General features: G+C 64.7%; 17 protein-coding genes. 12 read left to right on the top strand and 5 right to left on the bottom strand.

Translation table 11 applies throughout. From position 1 onward, the window contains the following. Nucleotides 1-79: 79 nt before the first annotated feature. From IVB45_RS33845 to IVB45_RS33835, 3 genes are all read right to left on the bottom strand, one after another. On the bottom strand, nt 80-1,528 hold the full coding sequence (locus IVB45_RS33845; protein ID WP_027565671.1) for a D-alanyl-D-alanine carboxypeptidase family protein: 1,449 nt from the start codon (nt 1,526-1,528) through the stop codon (nt 80-82). Between the two features lie 202 nt (nt 1,529-1,730). Then, nucleotides 1,731-3,527 carry a glucan ABC transporter ATP-binding protein/ permease gene (locus tag IVB45_RS33840; protein ID WP_247357757.1) on the bottom strand — a complete coding sequence of 599 codons (1,797 nt, stop codon included), beginning with the start codon at nt 3,525-3,527 and terminating at the stop codon, nt 1,731-1,733. Nucleotides 3,528-3,616: 89 nt separating this feature from the next. Further along, nucleotides 3,617-4,663: an ABC transporter substrate-binding protein gene (locus IVB45_RS33835; RefSeq protein WP_247357758.1), complete on the bottom strand. Its 1,047-nt coding sequence runs from the start codon at nt 4,661-4,663 to the stop codon at nt 3,617-3,619. 224 nt (nt 4,664-4,887) lie between these two features. Here IVB45_RS33835 and IVB45_RS33830 point away from each other — a divergent pair, with 224 nt between their 5' ends. The 7 genes from IVB45_RS33830 to IVB45_RS33800 all read left to right on the top strand — a co-directional run bounded on the left by IVB45_RS33830 (nt 4,888) and on the right by IVB45_RS33800 (nt 10,417). Beyond that, entirely contained in the window at nt 4,888-5,259 is a 372-nt protein-coding gene (locus IVB45_RS33830) for a hypothetical protein (protein ID WP_247357759.1), read from the top strand. Nucleotides 5,260-5,371: 112 nt separating this feature from the next. Beyond that, a complete protein-coding gene (gene hisE, locus IVB45_RS33825) occupies nt 5,372-5,776 on the top strand; it encodes a phosphoribosyl-ATP diphosphatase (protein WP_027565667.1) in 405 nt (134 codons plus the stop codon). Nucleotides 5,777-5,821: 45 nt separating this feature from the next. After that, nucleotides 5,822-6,424: a YqaA family protein gene (locus IVB45_RS33820; RefSeq protein ID WP_247357760.1), complete on the top strand. Its 603-nt coding sequence runs from the start codon at nt 5,822-5,824 to the stop codon at nt 6,422-6,424. 48 nt (nt 6,425-6,472) lie between these two features. Beyond that, nucleotides 6,473-7,009, top strand: coding sequence for a hypothetical protein (locus IVB45_RS33815; RefSeq protein ID WP_027565666.1), 537 nt, complete (start codon nt 6,473-6,475; stop codon nt 7,007-7,009). Between the two features lie 30 nt (nt 7,010-7,039). Then, nucleotides 7,040-8,440: an aspartate ammonia-lyase gene (locus IVB45_RS33810; protein ID WP_027565665.1), complete on the top strand. Its 1,401-nt coding sequence runs from the start codon at nt 7,040-7,042 to the stop codon at nt 8,438-8,440. 148 nt (nt 8,441-8,588) lie between these two features. Next, on the top strand, nt 8,589-9,557 hold the full coding sequence (locus IVB45_RS33805) for a nitronate monooxygenase family protein (RefSeq protein ID WP_027565664.1): 969 nt from the start codon (nt 8,589-8,591) through the stop codon (nt 9,555-9,557). Nucleotides 9,558-9,643: 86 nt separating this feature from the next. Then, nucleotides 9,644-10,417 (top strand): thioesterase family protein, encoded by a 774-nt coding sequence (locus IVB45_RS33800; RefSeq protein ID WP_247357761.1) that lies wholly within the window; start codon nt 9,644-9,646, stop codon nt 10,415-10,417. 10 nt (nt 10,418-10,427) lie between these two features. On the opposite strand, the gene IVB45_RS33795 is transcribed toward IVB45_RS33800, so the two are convergent. After that, the gene (locus IVB45_RS33795) at nt 10,428-11,990 is read right to left on the bottom strand and encodes an AMP-binding protein (RefSeq protein ID WP_247357762.1); all 1,563 of its coding nucleotides are present in this window, start codon (nt 11,988-11,990) and stop codon (nt 10,428-10,430) included. A 108-nt stretch (nt 11,991-12,098) separates the two neighbouring features. Between IVB45_RS33795 and IVB45_RS33790 the strand changes: the two genes are divergently transcribed. The 4 genes from IVB45_RS33790 (at nt 12,099) to IVB45_RS33775 (ending at nt 15,122) form a co-directional block, all read left to right on the top strand. Beyond that, entirely contained in the window at nt 12,099-13,073 is a 975-nt protein-coding gene (locus tag IVB45_RS33790; protein ID WP_247357763.1) for a nitronate monooxygenase, read from the top strand. 139 nt (nt 13,074-13,212) lie between these two features. Next, a complete protein-coding gene (locus tag IVB45_RS33785; protein WP_247285759.1) occupies nt 13,213-13,461 on the top strand; it encodes a hypothetical protein in 249 nt (82 codons plus the stop codon). 132 nt (nt 13,462-13,593) lie between these two features. Beyond that, nucleotides 13,594-14,304, top strand: coding sequence for a hypothetical protein (locus tag IVB45_RS33780; RefSeq protein WP_247357764.1), 711 nt, complete (start codon nt 13,594-13,596; stop codon nt 14,302-14,304). A 104-nt stretch (nt 14,305-14,408) separates the two neighbouring features. After that, nucleotides 14,409-15,122 (top strand): hypothetical protein, encoded by a 714-nt coding sequence (locus IVB45_RS33775; RefSeq protein ID WP_247357765.1) that lies wholly within the window; start codon nt 14,409-14,411, stop codon nt 15,120-15,122. 96 nt (nt 15,123-15,218) lie between these two features. Here the strand turns inward: IVB45_RS33775 and IVB45_RS33770 are convergent, their stop codons facing one another. Beyond that, nucleotides 15,219-15,443: a cysteine rich repeat-containing protein gene (locus IVB45_RS33770; protein ID WP_007597470.1), complete on the bottom strand. Its 225-nt coding sequence runs from the start codon at nt 15,441-15,443 to the stop codon at nt 15,219-15,221. 235 nt (nt 15,444-15,678) lie between these two features. Between IVB45_RS33770 and IVB45_RS33765 the strand changes: the two genes are divergently transcribed. After that, on the top strand, nt 15,679-15,960 hold the full coding sequence (locus IVB45_RS33765) for a hypothetical protein (RefSeq protein WP_027565657.1): 282 nt from the start codon (nt 15,679-15,681) through the stop codon (nt 15,958-15,960). Nucleotides 15,961-16,061 lie beyond the last annotated feature (101 nt).

Raw genomic sequence — 16,061 nt, 5'->3', positions numbered from 1 at the left:
CAGGGAGTGGCTACCGGAATCCTCGCAATGGCGCTGCCGCAACTGCGAAGTGCGGCGCGGTCTCGGCTCGCGTCGGCCGTTAACTGTTGTTGGCCGGCTTGGCGGGCTTGGTCGCGGCCTTGGGTTTGGCGGGCTTGGCCGCCTGCTCGCCGCTGGCCGCAGGCTTTGCCGCCGCATCGGGCTTGGCTGCGGCATGCTTGGTACCGGCCGGCTTGGTTGCGGATTTGCCGTCGGCCGGCTTGGCGGCCGCCACCGGCTTGCTGTCGGGCTTTGCCGCCGCCGTCTTGGCATCCTTCGGCTTGTCTGCCGCGTCGGGCTTTTTGGCGACGCGCGACTTCTTGCCACGCGGCTTTGGCGTGGCCTGCTGGTCGGCATCGGCCGCGACCGCCGCGATCAGGGCGGTCCCGGTGCGGGTCGGGCCGGTATACACCAGCACGGGCTCGGCCGCCGCCGGGGCCGAGGCCATCAGCTCGGAGGCCTTCATCAGCGGCGGCTGAAGCCCGGCCGTGAAGAAGGTGACCTGAGCTTCGCCGCCCGTGGCCGAGGCGGACCCGGACGTGCCGCCATTGGTCGCGATCAGTGCGTCGTCATCGTCACTGGCCGGCCGCTTGCGATGGCCGCCGCACATGTCGTCACGCAGGTTCGGCGGCGAGGCGTCGACCGGCACCAGCTTGTCCACGGTGCCGAGCGAGGGCCGGAGCCAGGTGAGATTGTCTTGCGAGAAGCCGCGCTCCAGCAGCTGCGCCGCCTTCACCGCGCGCGCGGTCCCGGAGTTGGCGCCCAGCACGACGGCGATCAGCCGGCGGCCGTTGCGGGTGGCCGATGCGACGAGGTTGTAACCGGAGGCGCAGATGAAGCCGGTCTTGAAACCGTCGGCGCCGGGATAGCGGCCGATCAGCTTGTTGAAATTGCCGGTGACGCGCTTGCCGAAGCGGATTGCCGGAATATGCACGAAATACTCGTACTCGGGCAGGTCGCGCAGGAACGAGCGCGCGAGAATGCCGAGATCCCGTGCGGAGGTGATCTGTCCGTCGGCGGGCAGGCCGTTCGGATTGACGTAGCTCGTCTGCGTCATGCCGAGCTTCTGCGCAGTGTCGTTCATCAGCGCCGAGAAGCCGTCGATCGAACCGCCGACGCCTTCGGCGAGCACGACGGCCATGTCGTTCGCCGATTTCACCATCATCATCTTGAGTGCGTTGTCGACGGTAAGCTGCGTTCCTGGGCGGAACCCCATCTTCGAGGGCGACTGCGAGGCTGCGGTCGGCGACACCGTGAGGATTGTGTCGAGCGTGAGCTTGCCGTCCTTGACCGCCTTCAGCGTCACATAGGCGGTCATGATCTTGGTGACGGAAGCCGGATACCAGGGAATGGTCGCGTTTTCCGCCTGCAACACCTTGCCGCTATCGGCCTCGATCAGAAGCAGCGCTTCGGCGCCCGCCGCGCGCGGCGCGAGCAATGCGCCGCAGGCGAGTGTCGCGGCGAACAGGTTGAACAGGGATTGACGAAGCAGCGGGCGAAGAGCGTGCACTATCCGATTCCGGTCCTTGGAGACCCGCCGGTTCCGGTCGGCTCTCGTGATCTGATGTTCGGTTCTGAAATCCAGCGCCGCCGCTTGCGGCGCCGCAAACCTATACCGGCTGGTGCGTCGGGAATAGGGGCATCAGCGGGGTATTCCGCAATGAAATGGGCCGAATTTCGACGATATGATGGGGACTTGCCAAGGCGACTTGCTAAGATGACTTGGCGGCCGTCGCGGCAGCCTCAGCCGCTGTCACGCTGGCCCGTACGTTCTCCTGAACCATGAACTGAGCCCTGGCGAGGTCGGCGAAATGGCCGCCTTTGGCCACGAGTTCATCGAAAGTTCCACTTTCGATCACACGCCCGTTCTCGAACACCAGGATGCGCGTGGCATTGCGGATGGTGGAGAGGCGATGGGCGATCACGAAGGTGGTGCGGCCCTTCATCACTTCGTCGAGAGCGGTATTCACCTTCGCCTCGGTGACGGCGTCGAGTGCGCTGGTCGCCTCGTCCAGGATCAGGATCGGCGGATCCTTCAGCAGTGCACGGGCGATCGACAGCCGCTGGCGCTCACCACCCGACAGCATCCGACCGCGCTCGCCGGCATTGGTCTCGAAGCCGCCGCTGCGCTCGATGAATTCGAGCGCCTGCGCGCGCTCCGCCGCCTTGCGCATCTCGGCCTCGGTGGCGTCCGGCTTGCCGACGCGCAAATTCTCCGCGATCGAGCGGTTGAATAGCAGCGCCTCCTGAAAAACCACGCCGATGTTCCGCCGCAGCGATGTCAGCGTCACCCCGCGCACGTCCATGCCGTCGATCCTGATGAAGCCGGACTGTGGATCGAAGGCGCGATGCAGCAGCGCAATCGCCGTCGACTTGCCGGCGCCGGTTGCGCCGACCAGCGCGATGGTCTGGCCGGGAAGCGCGGTGAAGGAGAGGTCCTCGACCGCCGGCCGCTTGCCATCATAGGAGAAGGTGACGTCGTTGAATTCGACGAGGCCGGAGAGCCGACCCGCATCGATCGCGTCGTGCCGGTCGTGCACCGCAGGCACCGCATCGAGCACGTTGAAGAACTCGCGCAGGCGCGGGGCTTCCATGAACACGTTGTTGATGAAGCTCACGACCTGCTCCAGTTTCTGGATCAGAAGCGTCGCGAAGCTCACGAACATCACGATCTCGCCGACCGAGGTCAGCCCCTGGTCGTGCAGCGCGATGCCGAAAGTGAAGATCGCGAGCACAGTGATCGTGGTGGAGGCGCGCGTGATGACGGTGACGAGGGCCCACCACGACAGCACCGGCATTTGCGCCGCTAGCAACTCGTCGGCAACGGAGCGCAGGCCCTTCACCTCGGAATCGATGCGCACGAAACTCTGCACCAGCGCAACATTGCCAAGGGCGTCGGAAGCGCGCGCGGAAAGCTCGCTGTAGTGCTCCTCCACCTCCATCTGCATGCCGAAAGTTCTGCGCACCACGAAGGTGGTCAGCGCGGTGAAGACGATGCAGAGCACGAACAGCAGGATTGCAAGCCGCCAGTTCAGGTAGAGCGACAGCGGCAGCAGCACCACGACCGAGAGGATCGCGGCAAAATGCTCTCGAAAGAAGCCGACCCATAATCGCCACAGCGCATCTGTGCCGTTCAGCATCACCTTCATCAACCGGCCCGAATGGGTGCCCGAATGGAAGGTCAGCGGCAGCTGCATGATGTGCTCGAAATATTCCGTCAGGACCGCCTGCCGCTGGCGGTGGGAGAGCCGGTCGGCCTGCAACGCTACGACCGCGCTGCAGGCGATGGTGAACAGCCCGAACGCGACCCATGCAACCAGGAATGGCCAGGCCGAGTTGGAGCCTGCGACCGTCTTGCCCGAGAGCACATCGACGATCCGGCCGAACAGCACCGGTTCGGCGAATTGCGAGCCCGCAAGCAGGAGATTGACGACCGCGAGCAGCCAGCCCAGTCGTGCCTCCTTGCCGAGCAGATCGAGAACGCGGGTGTAAAGGCGGAGAATGGGCATGGGCGGGGAGCTCGGGCGGATCGAACGGAGTGAGCCCATACTCTAATCAGGGATCGGCTGCGAGATATAGCGGAAGCTGTCGGTTTTGCTCAGTTGATCAACCGCCCTTCAACGGGCGGCAAGAACCCGCCGTCGAAGATGTCGCCCGCCGCCGGCCGTTTGCGGAATTTGAAATCCTGCCCGATCTGGTCGATCGCGCGATCCATGCGCGCCGGGTCGATGTCGCCGAGGCCGTTGCGACGGACCTCGTCGGTCAGGATGTTGTCGACGAGGACGGTGCGCAGGCGCTCCAGCTCAAGATCGCGGTCGCCGTCCTCAATGCGGCTCGCGGCCTCGTCCGCCGCACGCGCCGGCTCCTTGACGGTCGCGTTGATGCCGGCGATCAATGCGCGGACGAAGCCCTTCACGGTGTCCGGCTTGGCCGCGGCGAAAACCGGGTTGACCACGACGGCAAAGCCATAGGCCTCGCAACCATAGTCGGCATAGCGAAGCGCGACGAGATCGCCGCCTGGTACGCCGCGGTCGCGCAGGTTCACTGCCGAGAGATAGCTGAAGCCGGCGACGGCATCGACCTGTCCCGCGGAGAGGATCGGCTCGCGCACCGCGGCGCTGATCTTGTGGAATTTCACGTGAGCCGTGTTGATGCCGTTCTGCTGCGCCAGCGCCGGCCACAGCCGCATCGACAGATCGCTATCGGCAACGCCGACGGTCTTGCCGTCCAGGTCGGGCAGGAGGTGGATGCCACGGCTCCTGCGGGCGACGATCGCGTAGGGCGCGCGGTTGAACAGCACGAATACCGCCTTGACCGGTGTCGCATCCTTGTCGCGGAAGCGGATCAGCTCGTTGATGTCGACGAGCGCGAACTCGCTGTCGCCCTTGGCGACGCGCGCAAGCGCCTCCGGCGATCCGGCCGCGCTGCTAAAGGAGACGTTGAGACGCTCGGCTCCGAAGCTGCCGTCCTTTGCGGCAAGAAAGAACGGCGCCATGCTCGCATCGATCGGGCGGTCGAAGGTGAAGTGGATTGCAATGGAGGGCGCGGCGGTTTCGGCCGCGGTAGCATCGCGCGCAGTCAGCGCCGCAAGACAAATTGCAGCGGCCAGCAGGCCGCGAAGAGCGATTGTCGCGAATTCGAACATCAGTGGCGCCGGTCCGGTGTTATGATTTGGTGACGCTCGGAGCGCCGGCTGGAGACAAGCTTGTCCGCGTCAATATGAACGGCGGATGAGCGGCGGTTGCGTCACGATCACGCAACCCCGTTCAGCTTGTGTTGGGGTTGGGGAACCCAACATGGGATGCGGGTGTTTGAGAGACACGAGCCTGTCATCAGGCACCATTCGAGGTCCCAAGGAGGGTCCAGGACATGTTTGACAGATTTTCAGGATTTGCCGGCCGTAAGGCCGTTCTCGCTACCGCCGCGGTGCTGGCGCTGACCGCAATGACCCCGACCGCTTCGTACGCGGGCGGCCGTCATTGGCATGGTGGCGGCGGCGGTGCGGCCTTTGCCGGCGCGGCCATTGCCGGTGCTATCGGCACCGGCCTCGCAATCGCCGCGACCCGTGACGCCTACGCCTATGATGCTCCTGCCTACTACGGCGGCGGCCCGGTCTACTACGACGACGGTCCGGTCTATTACGGCGGCGACTCGTATATCGGTCCGCGCCCGTATCACCGTTGCGGCGGCCCGTACCAGTCCGCGCACGGCGGCCAAGGCAACCTTTCGACCTGCTACTAGCTTTGGCTAGCAAATGTTGGCCGGCCGTCGCGCTCGCTGCGACGGCCGGCTTTTTTGCTTTTGCTGCCGTGCGTTAACGTCCCCGCCACGGGTTTAGAGTAGCTTCGCGTACATGAGTGATTCGCTTGAGCGGCTATATCTGGCTGTGCTCGCGGCCAGGGACCTTGATCCGGCAACATCGCGCACCGCGCGGCTGTTTCAGCGCGGCCCGTCAAAAATGGCGAAGAAGCTGGCTGAAGAGGCTATCGAGGTCGTCATCGACGCGGTCAACGGCGATAGCGAAGCCGTGATCCGGGAAAGCGCCGACCTGCTCTACAATCTGACCGTGCTCTGGGCCTCGGCCGGCGTGCGCCCTGAGGACGTCTGGCGCGAGATGACGCGGCGTGAAGACATGCTCGGCATCGCCGAGAAGCTGCCGAAATCGGCGATGAAACTGCCCAAAGGTGCATCACCGCGTGTCGCCGCCAGGCGGCCAATCGTCGCGCTCGAAGGCCGTACCGCGCGCAAGCGCCACTAGTATTGGCACGAATCGGTCCCATCTCGGCATGGACAAATCCGTCCCATGGTGCTTCATCGCGGCGCCATGCTGAAACGTATCTACGACTGGTGCATCGACGCCGCTCACAAGCCTTACGCGCTCTGGATCATGGGCGCCGTGGCTTTCGCTGAAAGCTCCTTCTTTCCCGTCCCGCCGGACGTGATGCTGATCCCCATGTCACTGGCGCGCCCGCAACGCGCCTGGGTCTATGCGGCGATCTGCACTGCGACTTCGGTGCTGGGTGGCATGTTGGGCTACGCCATCGGTGCGCTGCTCTTCGACTCGGTCGGCCATTGGCTGATCGAGGTCTATGGCCTCGGCGGCAAGGTCGACGCTTTCCGCGCCTCCTATGCCGAATGGGGCGCCGTGATCATCCTGCTCAAGGGCCTGACACCGATCCCCTATAAGCTCGTGACCATCACGTCCGGCTTTGCCGGCTACAATATCGGGCTCTTCATCCTGTGCTCGATCGTGGCGCGTGGCGGGCGCTTCTTTATCGTGGCGATTCTGCTCAACCGCTACGGCGATTGGATCCGGGTCAAGATCGAGAAGCATCTCGGATTGGTGGTGGCAATCGGCGCCGCGGTGCTCGTGCTCGGCTTTGTCGTCGCAGTCAAATTGATCTAACCCCGAAGGCGCTTTGCCGCTGCGTCTCGTTCGGCTACGGTTGCCGTCATGATGCTTCGATCCGGCAATCCGGTCCTGCGACTGGGCAGGCTGATATTTTCGGCGCTTTCGGTCCTGCTCCTTGCCGGCGGTACCGGATGGCCGCAATCCGCACCGCCGGCGCTCGGCTTGCAGGAGCAAGGACCGCAGGCCGCACCGGCGCCCTCGACAGCCCCTCCGTCGCCGCCGGTGCATGAGGAAAATCCCGGGCTGATCAACGAAATGGGCAAGCTGTTCGACAAGCTGCCCTCGATCCTGCCGCCGATCAAAAGCCCGAGCGAGACCATGAACGATTTGTCGCGCCTGGCGAAGCCGTCGACCATGGTGTCGGGGCGCGTGGCCTGTCCGGCCTCGTCGAACGGCGCGCCCGACTGCAAGCTCGCCGCCGACAAACTCTGCCAGAGCAAGGGCTACACGGAAGGCAAGAGCCTGAATGCCGACTCCGCGGAAAAGTGCTCGGCCAAGGTTCTGATTCCGGGCAGGCAACGCAAACCGGATGACTGCCGCACCGATACCTTCGTCACCAGCGCGCTGTGCCAGAACTGAGGACGTCGCGCGAGCAAGCAAGGAGCGCCCATGAGTCGCACGGAGCAGGACTTCCTCGGACAGCGTGAGATCGCCGACGACATCTATTACGGCGTCCAGACCATCCGCGGGAAGGAGAACTTCCACATCACCGGCATTCCGATGAACCAGGAGCCTTACTTCGTAAAGGCGCTTGGTTACGTCAAGAAGGCCGCCGCCATGGCCAACCGCGATCTCGGGGCGGTGGACACCAAAGTCGCGGAAGCCATTATCGTGGGCTGCGATCGCGTCATCGCCGGCGATATGATGGACCAGTTCGTCACCGACTTCATCCAGGGCGGGGCCGGCACCTCCACCAACATGAACGCCAACGAGGTGATCGCCAATCTCGCGCTGGAATCGCTCGGCTTTGCGAAGGGCGATTACCAGCACGTCAGCCCCAACGATCACGTCAATTACGGCCAGTCGACCAACGACACCTATCCGACGGCCTTTCGGCTGGCGCTGATCCTGCGGCTCGAGAGCTACATGACGGCGCTGCGTCAACTCCAGGAGGCGTTCTTCGCCAAGGGCAGGGAGTTCGATCGCGTGCTGAAGATGGGCCGCACCCATCTACAGGACGCGGTGCCGATGTCACTCGGCGCCGAATTCCGCGGTTGGGGCACCACCATGGGCGAGGAGGTCGATCGAATCTCCGAGGCCCGCGCGCTGCTGCGCGAGATCAATCTCGGCGCGACCGCGATCGGCACCTCCGTCACCGCTGCGCAGGGCTATCCCAAGCTCGCGGTCCGGCATCTGAGCGCGCTCACCGGCGTCGACTTCATCCTTGCAGGCGACCTCGTCGAGGCGACGTCGGATACCGGCGCCTATGTGCAGCTCTCCGGCGTCCTCAAGCGCACCGCGAGCAAGCTGACCAAGATCTGCAACGACATCCGCCTGCTCGCCTCGGGCCCGCGTGCCGGCTTCAACGAGATCAACCTGCCGCAGCTTCAGCCGGGCTCCTCGATCATGCCGGGCAAGGTCAATCCTGTCATCCCCGAGGTCGTCAACCAGACCAGCTTCCTCGTGATCGGGCTCGACACCACCGTGACGCTCGCGGCGTCCGCGGGTCAGCTCCAGCTCAATGTGATGGAGCCGGTGATCTCGTTCGCGCTGTTCTTCTCCATCCGCACCATGGAGCGCGCGGTCAACAGCCTGCGCGAGAATTGCGTCGTGGGCATCACTGCCAACGAGGAGCATACCCGCAACATGGTGCTGAACTCGTTGGGTATCGTTACGGTGCTGAAGCCGCTGCTCGGCTACAAGCAATGCGCCGAGATCGCGCGCGAGGGCTACAAGAGCGGCAAGTCACTGCACCAGATCGTCGTGGTCGAGCGTAAGCTGCTGACGCAGGAGAAATGGGACGAGATGTTCTCGTTCGAGCGGCTGATCAATCCGGACCTGATTGCGTGATGGCGTCGTCCCGCGCTGAATTCCGCGGCTTGGAATTGCGGTAACGCCGTCCTCCACGGCACCAAAACGCACTACTTGACAGTGGAAAGATTGCCTTGTTGGTATGGCTCCCAGCTTCGATTTGACGCCAACAGAGGATCGTCTCGCAATGTCCATGCCTGCCTTGTTCAAGGGACGCCTGTCGATCCCGGTGATCGGTTCGCCGCTCTTCATCATCTCGGTGCCCGATCTCGTGATCGCGCAGTGCAAGGCGGGCGTGGTCGGCTCGTTTCCGTCGCTGAACGCACGGCCGCCGGAGCTGCTTGACGAGTGGCTGGCGCGCATCACCGAAGAGCTCGCGGCGTATGACCGCGCGCATCCCGACAAGCCGTCGGCGCCGTTTGCGGTCAACCAGATCGTGCACAAGTCGAACAACCGGCTCGACCATGACATGCAGCTCTGCGCCAAGTACAAGGTGCCGATGATCATCTCGTCGCTGGGCGCGCGCGAGGAGCTCAATCAGGCCGTGCACGGCTGGGGCGGCATCGTTTTCCACGACGTGATCAACCAGAAATTTGCGCACAAGGCGATCGAGAAGGGTGCCGACGGCCTGATCCTGGTCGCGGCGGGCGCGGGCGGCCACGCCGGCACGATCTCGCCGTTGGCGTTCGTCGCCGAAACTCGAAAATGGTTCGACGGCCCGATCGCGCTGTCGGGCGCGATCGGCAACGGCAAGGCGATCCGCGCCGCGCGCATTCTCGGCGCCGACTTTGCCTATATCGGCTCGGCCTTCATCGCCACCAAGGAAGCCAATGCGGTCGAGAAGTACAAGGAGATGATCGCGGGCGCGACGGCCGATGACATCGTCTATTCCAACCTCTTCACCGGCGTGCACGGTAACTATCTGAAGCCGTCGATTCTTGCCGCCGGTATGGATCCGGAAAACCTGCCGACGTCCGATCCTTCCAAGATGAACTTCGGCACCGACGCCTCCGGCGAACGTGCCAAGCCAAAAGCCTGGAAGGAAATCTGGGGTTCGGGCCAAGGCGTCGGCAGCATCGACGGCATCGTGCCTGCCGCCGAAATGATCGCGCGCTTCAAGAGGGAATACGACGAGGCGGTTGATCCGCCGTTGTGATCTTAGTCGTCCCGGCTAGTGCGCAATTGCGCACTAGCCGGGACGCCACTTTTTGCTGAACTCCGCACATGCATCACGGAGAACCGATGACCCCCATCTACCGCGTCGACGGCGGCAGCGTCGTCACCAGCCCGGATGCTGCGGGCCCGTGGGACCGGCGTATGCAGCACGGTTCAGCGCCGGCCGCGCTGGTGACGTGGGCGGCGGAGCGCATTCCAACGCCTGTCGCGATGGTCATCGCGCGGGTCACCATCGACCTGATGCGCCCGGTGCCGGTGGCGCCGCTCACGATCGCGACCGAGATCTTGCGCGAGGGCCGCAAGATTCAGCTCTGCGGGGTCAAGCTGTTCGCCGACGGCGTACAGGTGGTCGCCGCCACCGTGCTCAAGATCAAGCGCCAGCCGCTGACGCTGCCCGAGGACGTCAAGGCGCTGCCGGTTACGCTGCCGTCCCCGGAGGACTCGCTGCTCGAGGACGGTCATGCCGCCACCAGTCCGTTCGTGCGATCGGTGTCGATGCGTGCCGCGCGCGGCCGCTTCGGCCAGGCCGGCGCCGGTGCGATCTGGTTTCGCGTCGACCATCCCCTGATCGCAGGCGAACCGCTCTCGCAGGCGATGCGCGCCGTGGTCGCGGCCGATTTTTCCAACGGCACCGCCTCGTCGCTCGATTTCCGCGCCTGGACCTATATCAACGCCGACCTCACCGTGAGCTTTGCGCGCCAGCCGGTCGGCGAATGGATCCTGCTCGACGGTGATTCCTGGATCGGCCCCGATGGCGCCGGGCTTGCGATGTCGCGGCTCGCCGACCGGCAGGGCTATTTCGGCCGCGCCGTGCAAAGCCTTGTGATCGAGAAGCGGTAAGGCACCTTTTCTATCCCACCATCCGGCCCCGCCCGCTCCAAAAGCTCGCGCGCAGCACCTTCTTGTCGACCTTGCCGACACCCGTCATCGGGAGTTGCTTGACGAACTGGATCTGCTTCGGCGCATGGGCCGAGCCTTTTCGCGTCTTCACCAGATTGATCAGTTCATCGGCGTCAGGTTTTGCGCCTTCGCGCAGGACGACGACAGCCGTGACGGCTTCGCCCCATTTCTCGTCGGGGATGCCCACGACCGCCACCATGGCCACGTCCGCATGCTGCGACAGCACGTCCTCGACCTCGCGCGGAAAGATGTTGAAGCCGCCGGAGACGATCATGTCCTTCTTGCGGTCGAGGATGAACATGTAGCCGCGATCGTCCTTGCGAGCGATGTCGCCGGTGTGCACCCAGCCGTTCTTCAGCGTCTCGGCGGTGATGTCCGGCCGCTTCCAGTACTCCGCCATGACGTGTGGAGCGCGCACGCAGATTTCGCCGGCTTCGCCCGTCTTCACTTCCTGGTCCTTGTCGTCGAGGATCTTGACCTCGCACGCCGCGATCGGGAAACCGCATGACAGGAACAGCTCCGGCCTGTTGGGATCGTGATCCGCCTTGCGCAGCACCGAGATTGGATAGCATTCGGTCTGGCCGTAGAGCTGCGAGAACACCGGCCCGATCCGCTCGATGCCCTCGATCAGCCGGCTCGGTGACATCGCGGAGGCGCCATAGAGCACGAGCTCAAGCGAGGAGAGGTCGGTTTTGTCGAGCGCGGGATGATCGAGCAGCACGTAGATCATGGTCGGCACGAACAGCGTGAAGTTGATGCGCTCGCGTGCGATCGTCGCCAGTACCGCCTCGGGATCAAAACCCTTCAGCATGTGCACGGTGCCGCCCCGCATCAAGGTCGGCAGCACTTTCGTGCCGGCGACATGGCTGATCGGTGCCACCGCGAGGTAGCGCGCGCCATCGGGGATCTCGAAGTCGGCAAGGATCGCGGCCGCGGCTCCGGCATTTTCGCGGTGGTAGCGCAACGCGCCCTTGGATTTGCCGGTCGTGCCACCGGTGTAATTCAGGGTGGAGAGATCGTCGGGGCCGGCGAGGCAATGCGCGCTGGCATGGCCTTCGATCTCGATCGCCTGCAAGAGGTCGACGCCATAGTCGGCCGGTCCCGTGGTGAACACCGCCTTGAGCCAGGCCGCCTGTGCGGCGAGCTCGCCGCCGCGCTCGCGGAAGGCGGCCGCATCGACCACCAGCATTTCGGCCCCGGAATCCTCGAGCTGGAACAACTGGTCTCCTCGCGATCCCAAAGGATGCAGCCAGGTGACGCAGAGCCGCGACAATTGCGCGGCGACGCCGGCGCACCATGTGTCGGCGCGGTTCGCGGTGAGGAAGGCGACCCGCGCGCCGGGCCGCAATCCAAGCCGCATGAACAGGCCCTGGATGCGCCCGATCAGGTCGATGGTGCCCTGATAGCTCAGCGATCCGCCGGGCCACGCGAACGCGGTTCGGCCCGGGTAGCGCGACAGCGCCCGCAGCGCCTGCGCGCAAGTCGGAGACGATGCATGGAGCGGATCGGACATATGTTTCCTCGCTGCTTTGTCATCGGCTTCCGGCGTGCCAATGTTTACCGCGACGCTAGCACAGGGAATGCGGGAGGGAACGACTAAGCCCGCGCGAGGGAGGCGTGCGTGACGTCAGATCGGCTGCAACGTTTCCACGGTCGTCTCGCCCTGCCGCTGATCGCCGCGCCGATGTTTCTGGTGTCGGGCGTCGAGCTCATGGTCGGCGTCTGTCGCAACGGCGTGATCGGCAGCTTCCCCAGCGCGAATTGCCGTAGCGCCGAACAACTCGATGAATGGCTCACCAACATCGAAGCGCGGCTGCTGCGGCATGAAGATCAAACCGGCCGTAAGGCCGCGCCGCTTTGCCCAAACCTGATCGTGCACCGCTCCAATGCACGGCTGGAGCAGGATCTCGCCGTGTTGCTGCACCACAGGCCGGAGATCGTCATCACCTCGGTCGGCTCGCCCATGCCGGTGCTCGAGCCGCTGCATGACGCCGGCGCATTGGTGCTTGCGGATGTTGCCTCGATCCGCCACGCCGAACGCGCGGCGGAAGCAGGTGCCGACGGGCTCGTGCTGCTCACTGCGGGCGCGGGCGGCCAAACCGGCTGGCTCAACCCGTTCGCCTTCGTCCGCGCGGTGCGCGCGTTCTACGATGGCATCATCGTGCTCGCGGGGGGTATCAGCGACGGCCAGGCATTGCGCGCGGCCGAAGTGCTCGGCTGCGATCTCGGCTACATGGGCACGAAGTTCATCGCGACCCACGAGAGCATGGCGGATGATCGTTACAAGCGGCTTCTGGTCGAGAGCAGCGCCGACGATATCCTGCTGACCACCGCGTTCACGGGACTTCAAACCAGCATGCTAAAGCCGTCGATCGTCGCCGCGGGTCTCGATCCCGACGACCTGCCGGCGCGCGGGGCCATCGACATCGCCAAGGACATCGACGTCGCCGCACGGGAGAACCGGCCAAAGCGCTGGCGCGATATCTGGAGCGGTGGGCACTCGACATCCGGCGTGACCGACGTGCTCGCGGTTGACGATCTCGTCGCAGGGACGGTCGCCGAGTATCGAGGGGCGGGTGGCCGCGTCTCCCCGTGAAAATGCGGAGACCGACAGGGCCCGTCGCCCCCTCACGGTTAATCGAGCGCTCCTTAGAGGCCCCCACTTAACGGCAGATTAACCAACGCCCGGCAAGAATCCCTCTCACGGCGCCAATCAGGACCGAGAGGGACAGGCGATGGACTTCGACTTTCTCAACGCCAGGACGGCGGCTTCGCTGGACGAGATTCGTGTTCGCGTAGCCCATGCGCTGGCCCGCCACCCGCTGTGCCGCAATGTGCGCTTCGACATCGTCAGCGTCCCCCGCACCCGCCGGGGCGGCAATTGGACGGTGGCTCTGCAATCGGTCGAGCCGCGCGGAGTCTGGGAGGCCTCGGAGATCGTGGCCGACATCCAGGACGCCTACGATCTGGCGATAGCTGCCTGATTTTGTTGAGTTTTCTAGGAAATGTCGCCGTAGTCCGCGCGATTGCCGTCGCAATGGCACGGTTAAGCCTTAATTTTCGCCCAGTTTCCGGGCAGTGATCACGTGGACTTGAAGCCGGTTGCGGAGAGACGTTTGTCGAAAGCCATCACCATCGTCGTGCTGACCTGCTTCCTCGTCCTCGGCGCCGCCACCACCGCCATTCTCGGCCGCGACAGCGTGCCCAGCGTCAGCGCCGAAATGATCACGCAGGCGCCGGCACCCAAGCCGCTTGCAACCAACCGGGCCGCCAAGGCCGATCGTCTGGTTCCGACGCTGGCACTGGCCTCGGCCGCGTTCGACCCGGTCCAGGTTCCTGCCGACAAGCTCTCGCAAATGCCCGTGCTGACCGAGCCGCTGCGCCAGGCGTTTGCCGCCGCCACGCCAGCGGATTTCCCGATGCCCAAGGCGAGCGTGAACGAGGCTCCGGCCGCTGCAGAGATTCCTGCCGTCGAAGTCCCGGCCAAGCCGAAGGTCGTCGCCAAGCCGCAGCCGCAGAAATCCTATTCGCTATTGTCCGACGTGCAGATCGCGGGCATCAGGGACCGTCTGAAGTTGTCGTCGTCGCAAGAATATTACTGGCCCTCGGTCGAAACCGCGCTGCGCAATGTTGTCCGCAAGATCTCGGCAAACAAGCTGTCCAATCCGAACGTGCAGGGTGTTCCGATCGATCCCAATTGCGACGAGGTCCAGCAGTTGAAGTCGGCGGCGATGCCGCTGCTGTTCCAGCTGCGTGACGACCAGAAAGAGGAAGTGCGCAAGCTCGCCCGCATCATCGGGCTCGAGAAGGTGGCGCAGCAGATCTAACGCGCAAGTTTCTTCCCGAAACCAAGTTCCTCCCGGAACTGCGCCTGTATCGGGAACATCCGGCAATCGACAGGCGTTGCCCGCTCCAAAGAGGGAGTGGACCAATGCGCGCCTCGACAGCCTATTTCGTCGGTGCAGGAACCATCGTCGCAGCCATCGCCATTGGTCTCGGCGGCGGCATTGTCGCCGGCAATATCATGAATCCGGTCTCGCCCAAGCAGGGGCCTGATACCAGCAAGATGGCGCAACGCGCTGACGCCAAGCCCGGCACCACGGATGCGCCATCCGAGCGCCTGCAATATCTCACCGGCTCGCAAGCATTTGGCGCCATGGTCGCCGCGCCAGCGCAGGCCGAAGCGAAATCCGACGCTAAACCCGAATCCACGCCTGAAGCAAAATCCGAAGCCGCGAAGCCCGGCACGCAGACCACTCAGGCCAACGCTGAACAGCCAGCGCAACAGCCTTCGCAAGCGGCTGCGGTAGAGCCGCCCAAGCCAGCGCCGGCATCGCCTCCGCAACTCGCGAAGCCTGCTGCACAGCAGGCGTCGACAGAGCCGTCATCCCCACCCGACAACGCCTTTGCCAAGGCCAGGGATTCTGACGTCAAGCGGGCCACGTCTGAACGGCGCCGGACGGAGCGCCGTGAGCGCTGGGCCGAGCGCCGTCATTACGATTCCCGCGAGCCGCGTGGGATGCGCGACCGGACCGATTGGGACGACGTCGCGCGCAACATCCGCGAAGATGCCGACGCGCGCGAGGTCCCGAGCCGGCCGCGCGGCGGCTTTCCGCAGATCAGGCTATTCGGCGACGACGATTAGGTCCGTCCTCGCCGTCGCGCGCGATCTATGACGGGCGCATCGACGGCTATGGTCTGACGCAACACCGGCGAGATTTGTGTTGTGGACGGTGACCACTCACCCGCCGTGCGACTCCACGACCTTGCGGCAGCCGTCCGAAAGCTTCGACTTGTTCTCGCGCAGGCAGGCATTCATCTGCGGCGGCTTGCCGATGTGTTCGGCGCAGAATTTGCTCGCGTCGCTTCGGCAGGTCATCTGCTCCTGCGGGGTCGGACCGGATTGCGCAGCGGCGGTCTGGGCGGTCGCGGCGAGCAGCAGCACGGCAAGAACCGAAATCTTCATAAAACACCTCCTTGGGAATGTCGTTGGTCCCGCCTGGGATCAAGCGGGCCGGACCATCTCGCGACCGCCGGGCGCAGGTCCATGCCATGTTCATGGCATCGGCCAGCCCGTCCCGCCGCCGTACCCCCATTTTCATGGCATGTATCAGCGCGCCGTCTTTTGTCATTCAGGCTGCACGTCGGCTGCGAGACCCGGTGATTGCATCGGGACGCCGAACGGCAAGCAGGAGAGCAAGATGTCGAAAAGAGCAGGAGCGCTGAGCGCCGGGTTGACGATTTTGGCGCTGGCAGGTTCGGCGATGGTGTCGCTGGGCACGAGCCCGGCGCAAGCGGTGGTCTATTGCAAGACGGTCGGCATACCCAAAGGCTGCGTGGTGCGACCGGCGGCAGCGGTGAGGGTAGCGCCGGCCGCCGCGGTCGCCGTGGCGACACCCGGGGTCGGTGCGCCCGGTGTCGGCGTGCGCGCGGGCACGCCGATGAATCGCGGTGGTCCGGTCAATCGCGTGGGCGTGCGCTGAGAACAACGAAAGAGTTCGGGCGAAGGAGCCGTGCGGACGAACCCCCCGTCCTCCGCAGGCAAATCATCCGGCCCGTCCCTCTCTCCGCGCGTCCCACACGT

It is taken from the genome of Bradyrhizobium sp. 4, from assembly GCF_023100905.1.
Classification (GTDB): domain Bacteria; phylum Pseudomonadota; class Alphaproteobacteria; order Rhizobiales; family Xanthobacteraceae; genus Bradyrhizobium.
This window is presented reverse-complemented; position numbering and strand designations above follow the sequence as displayed.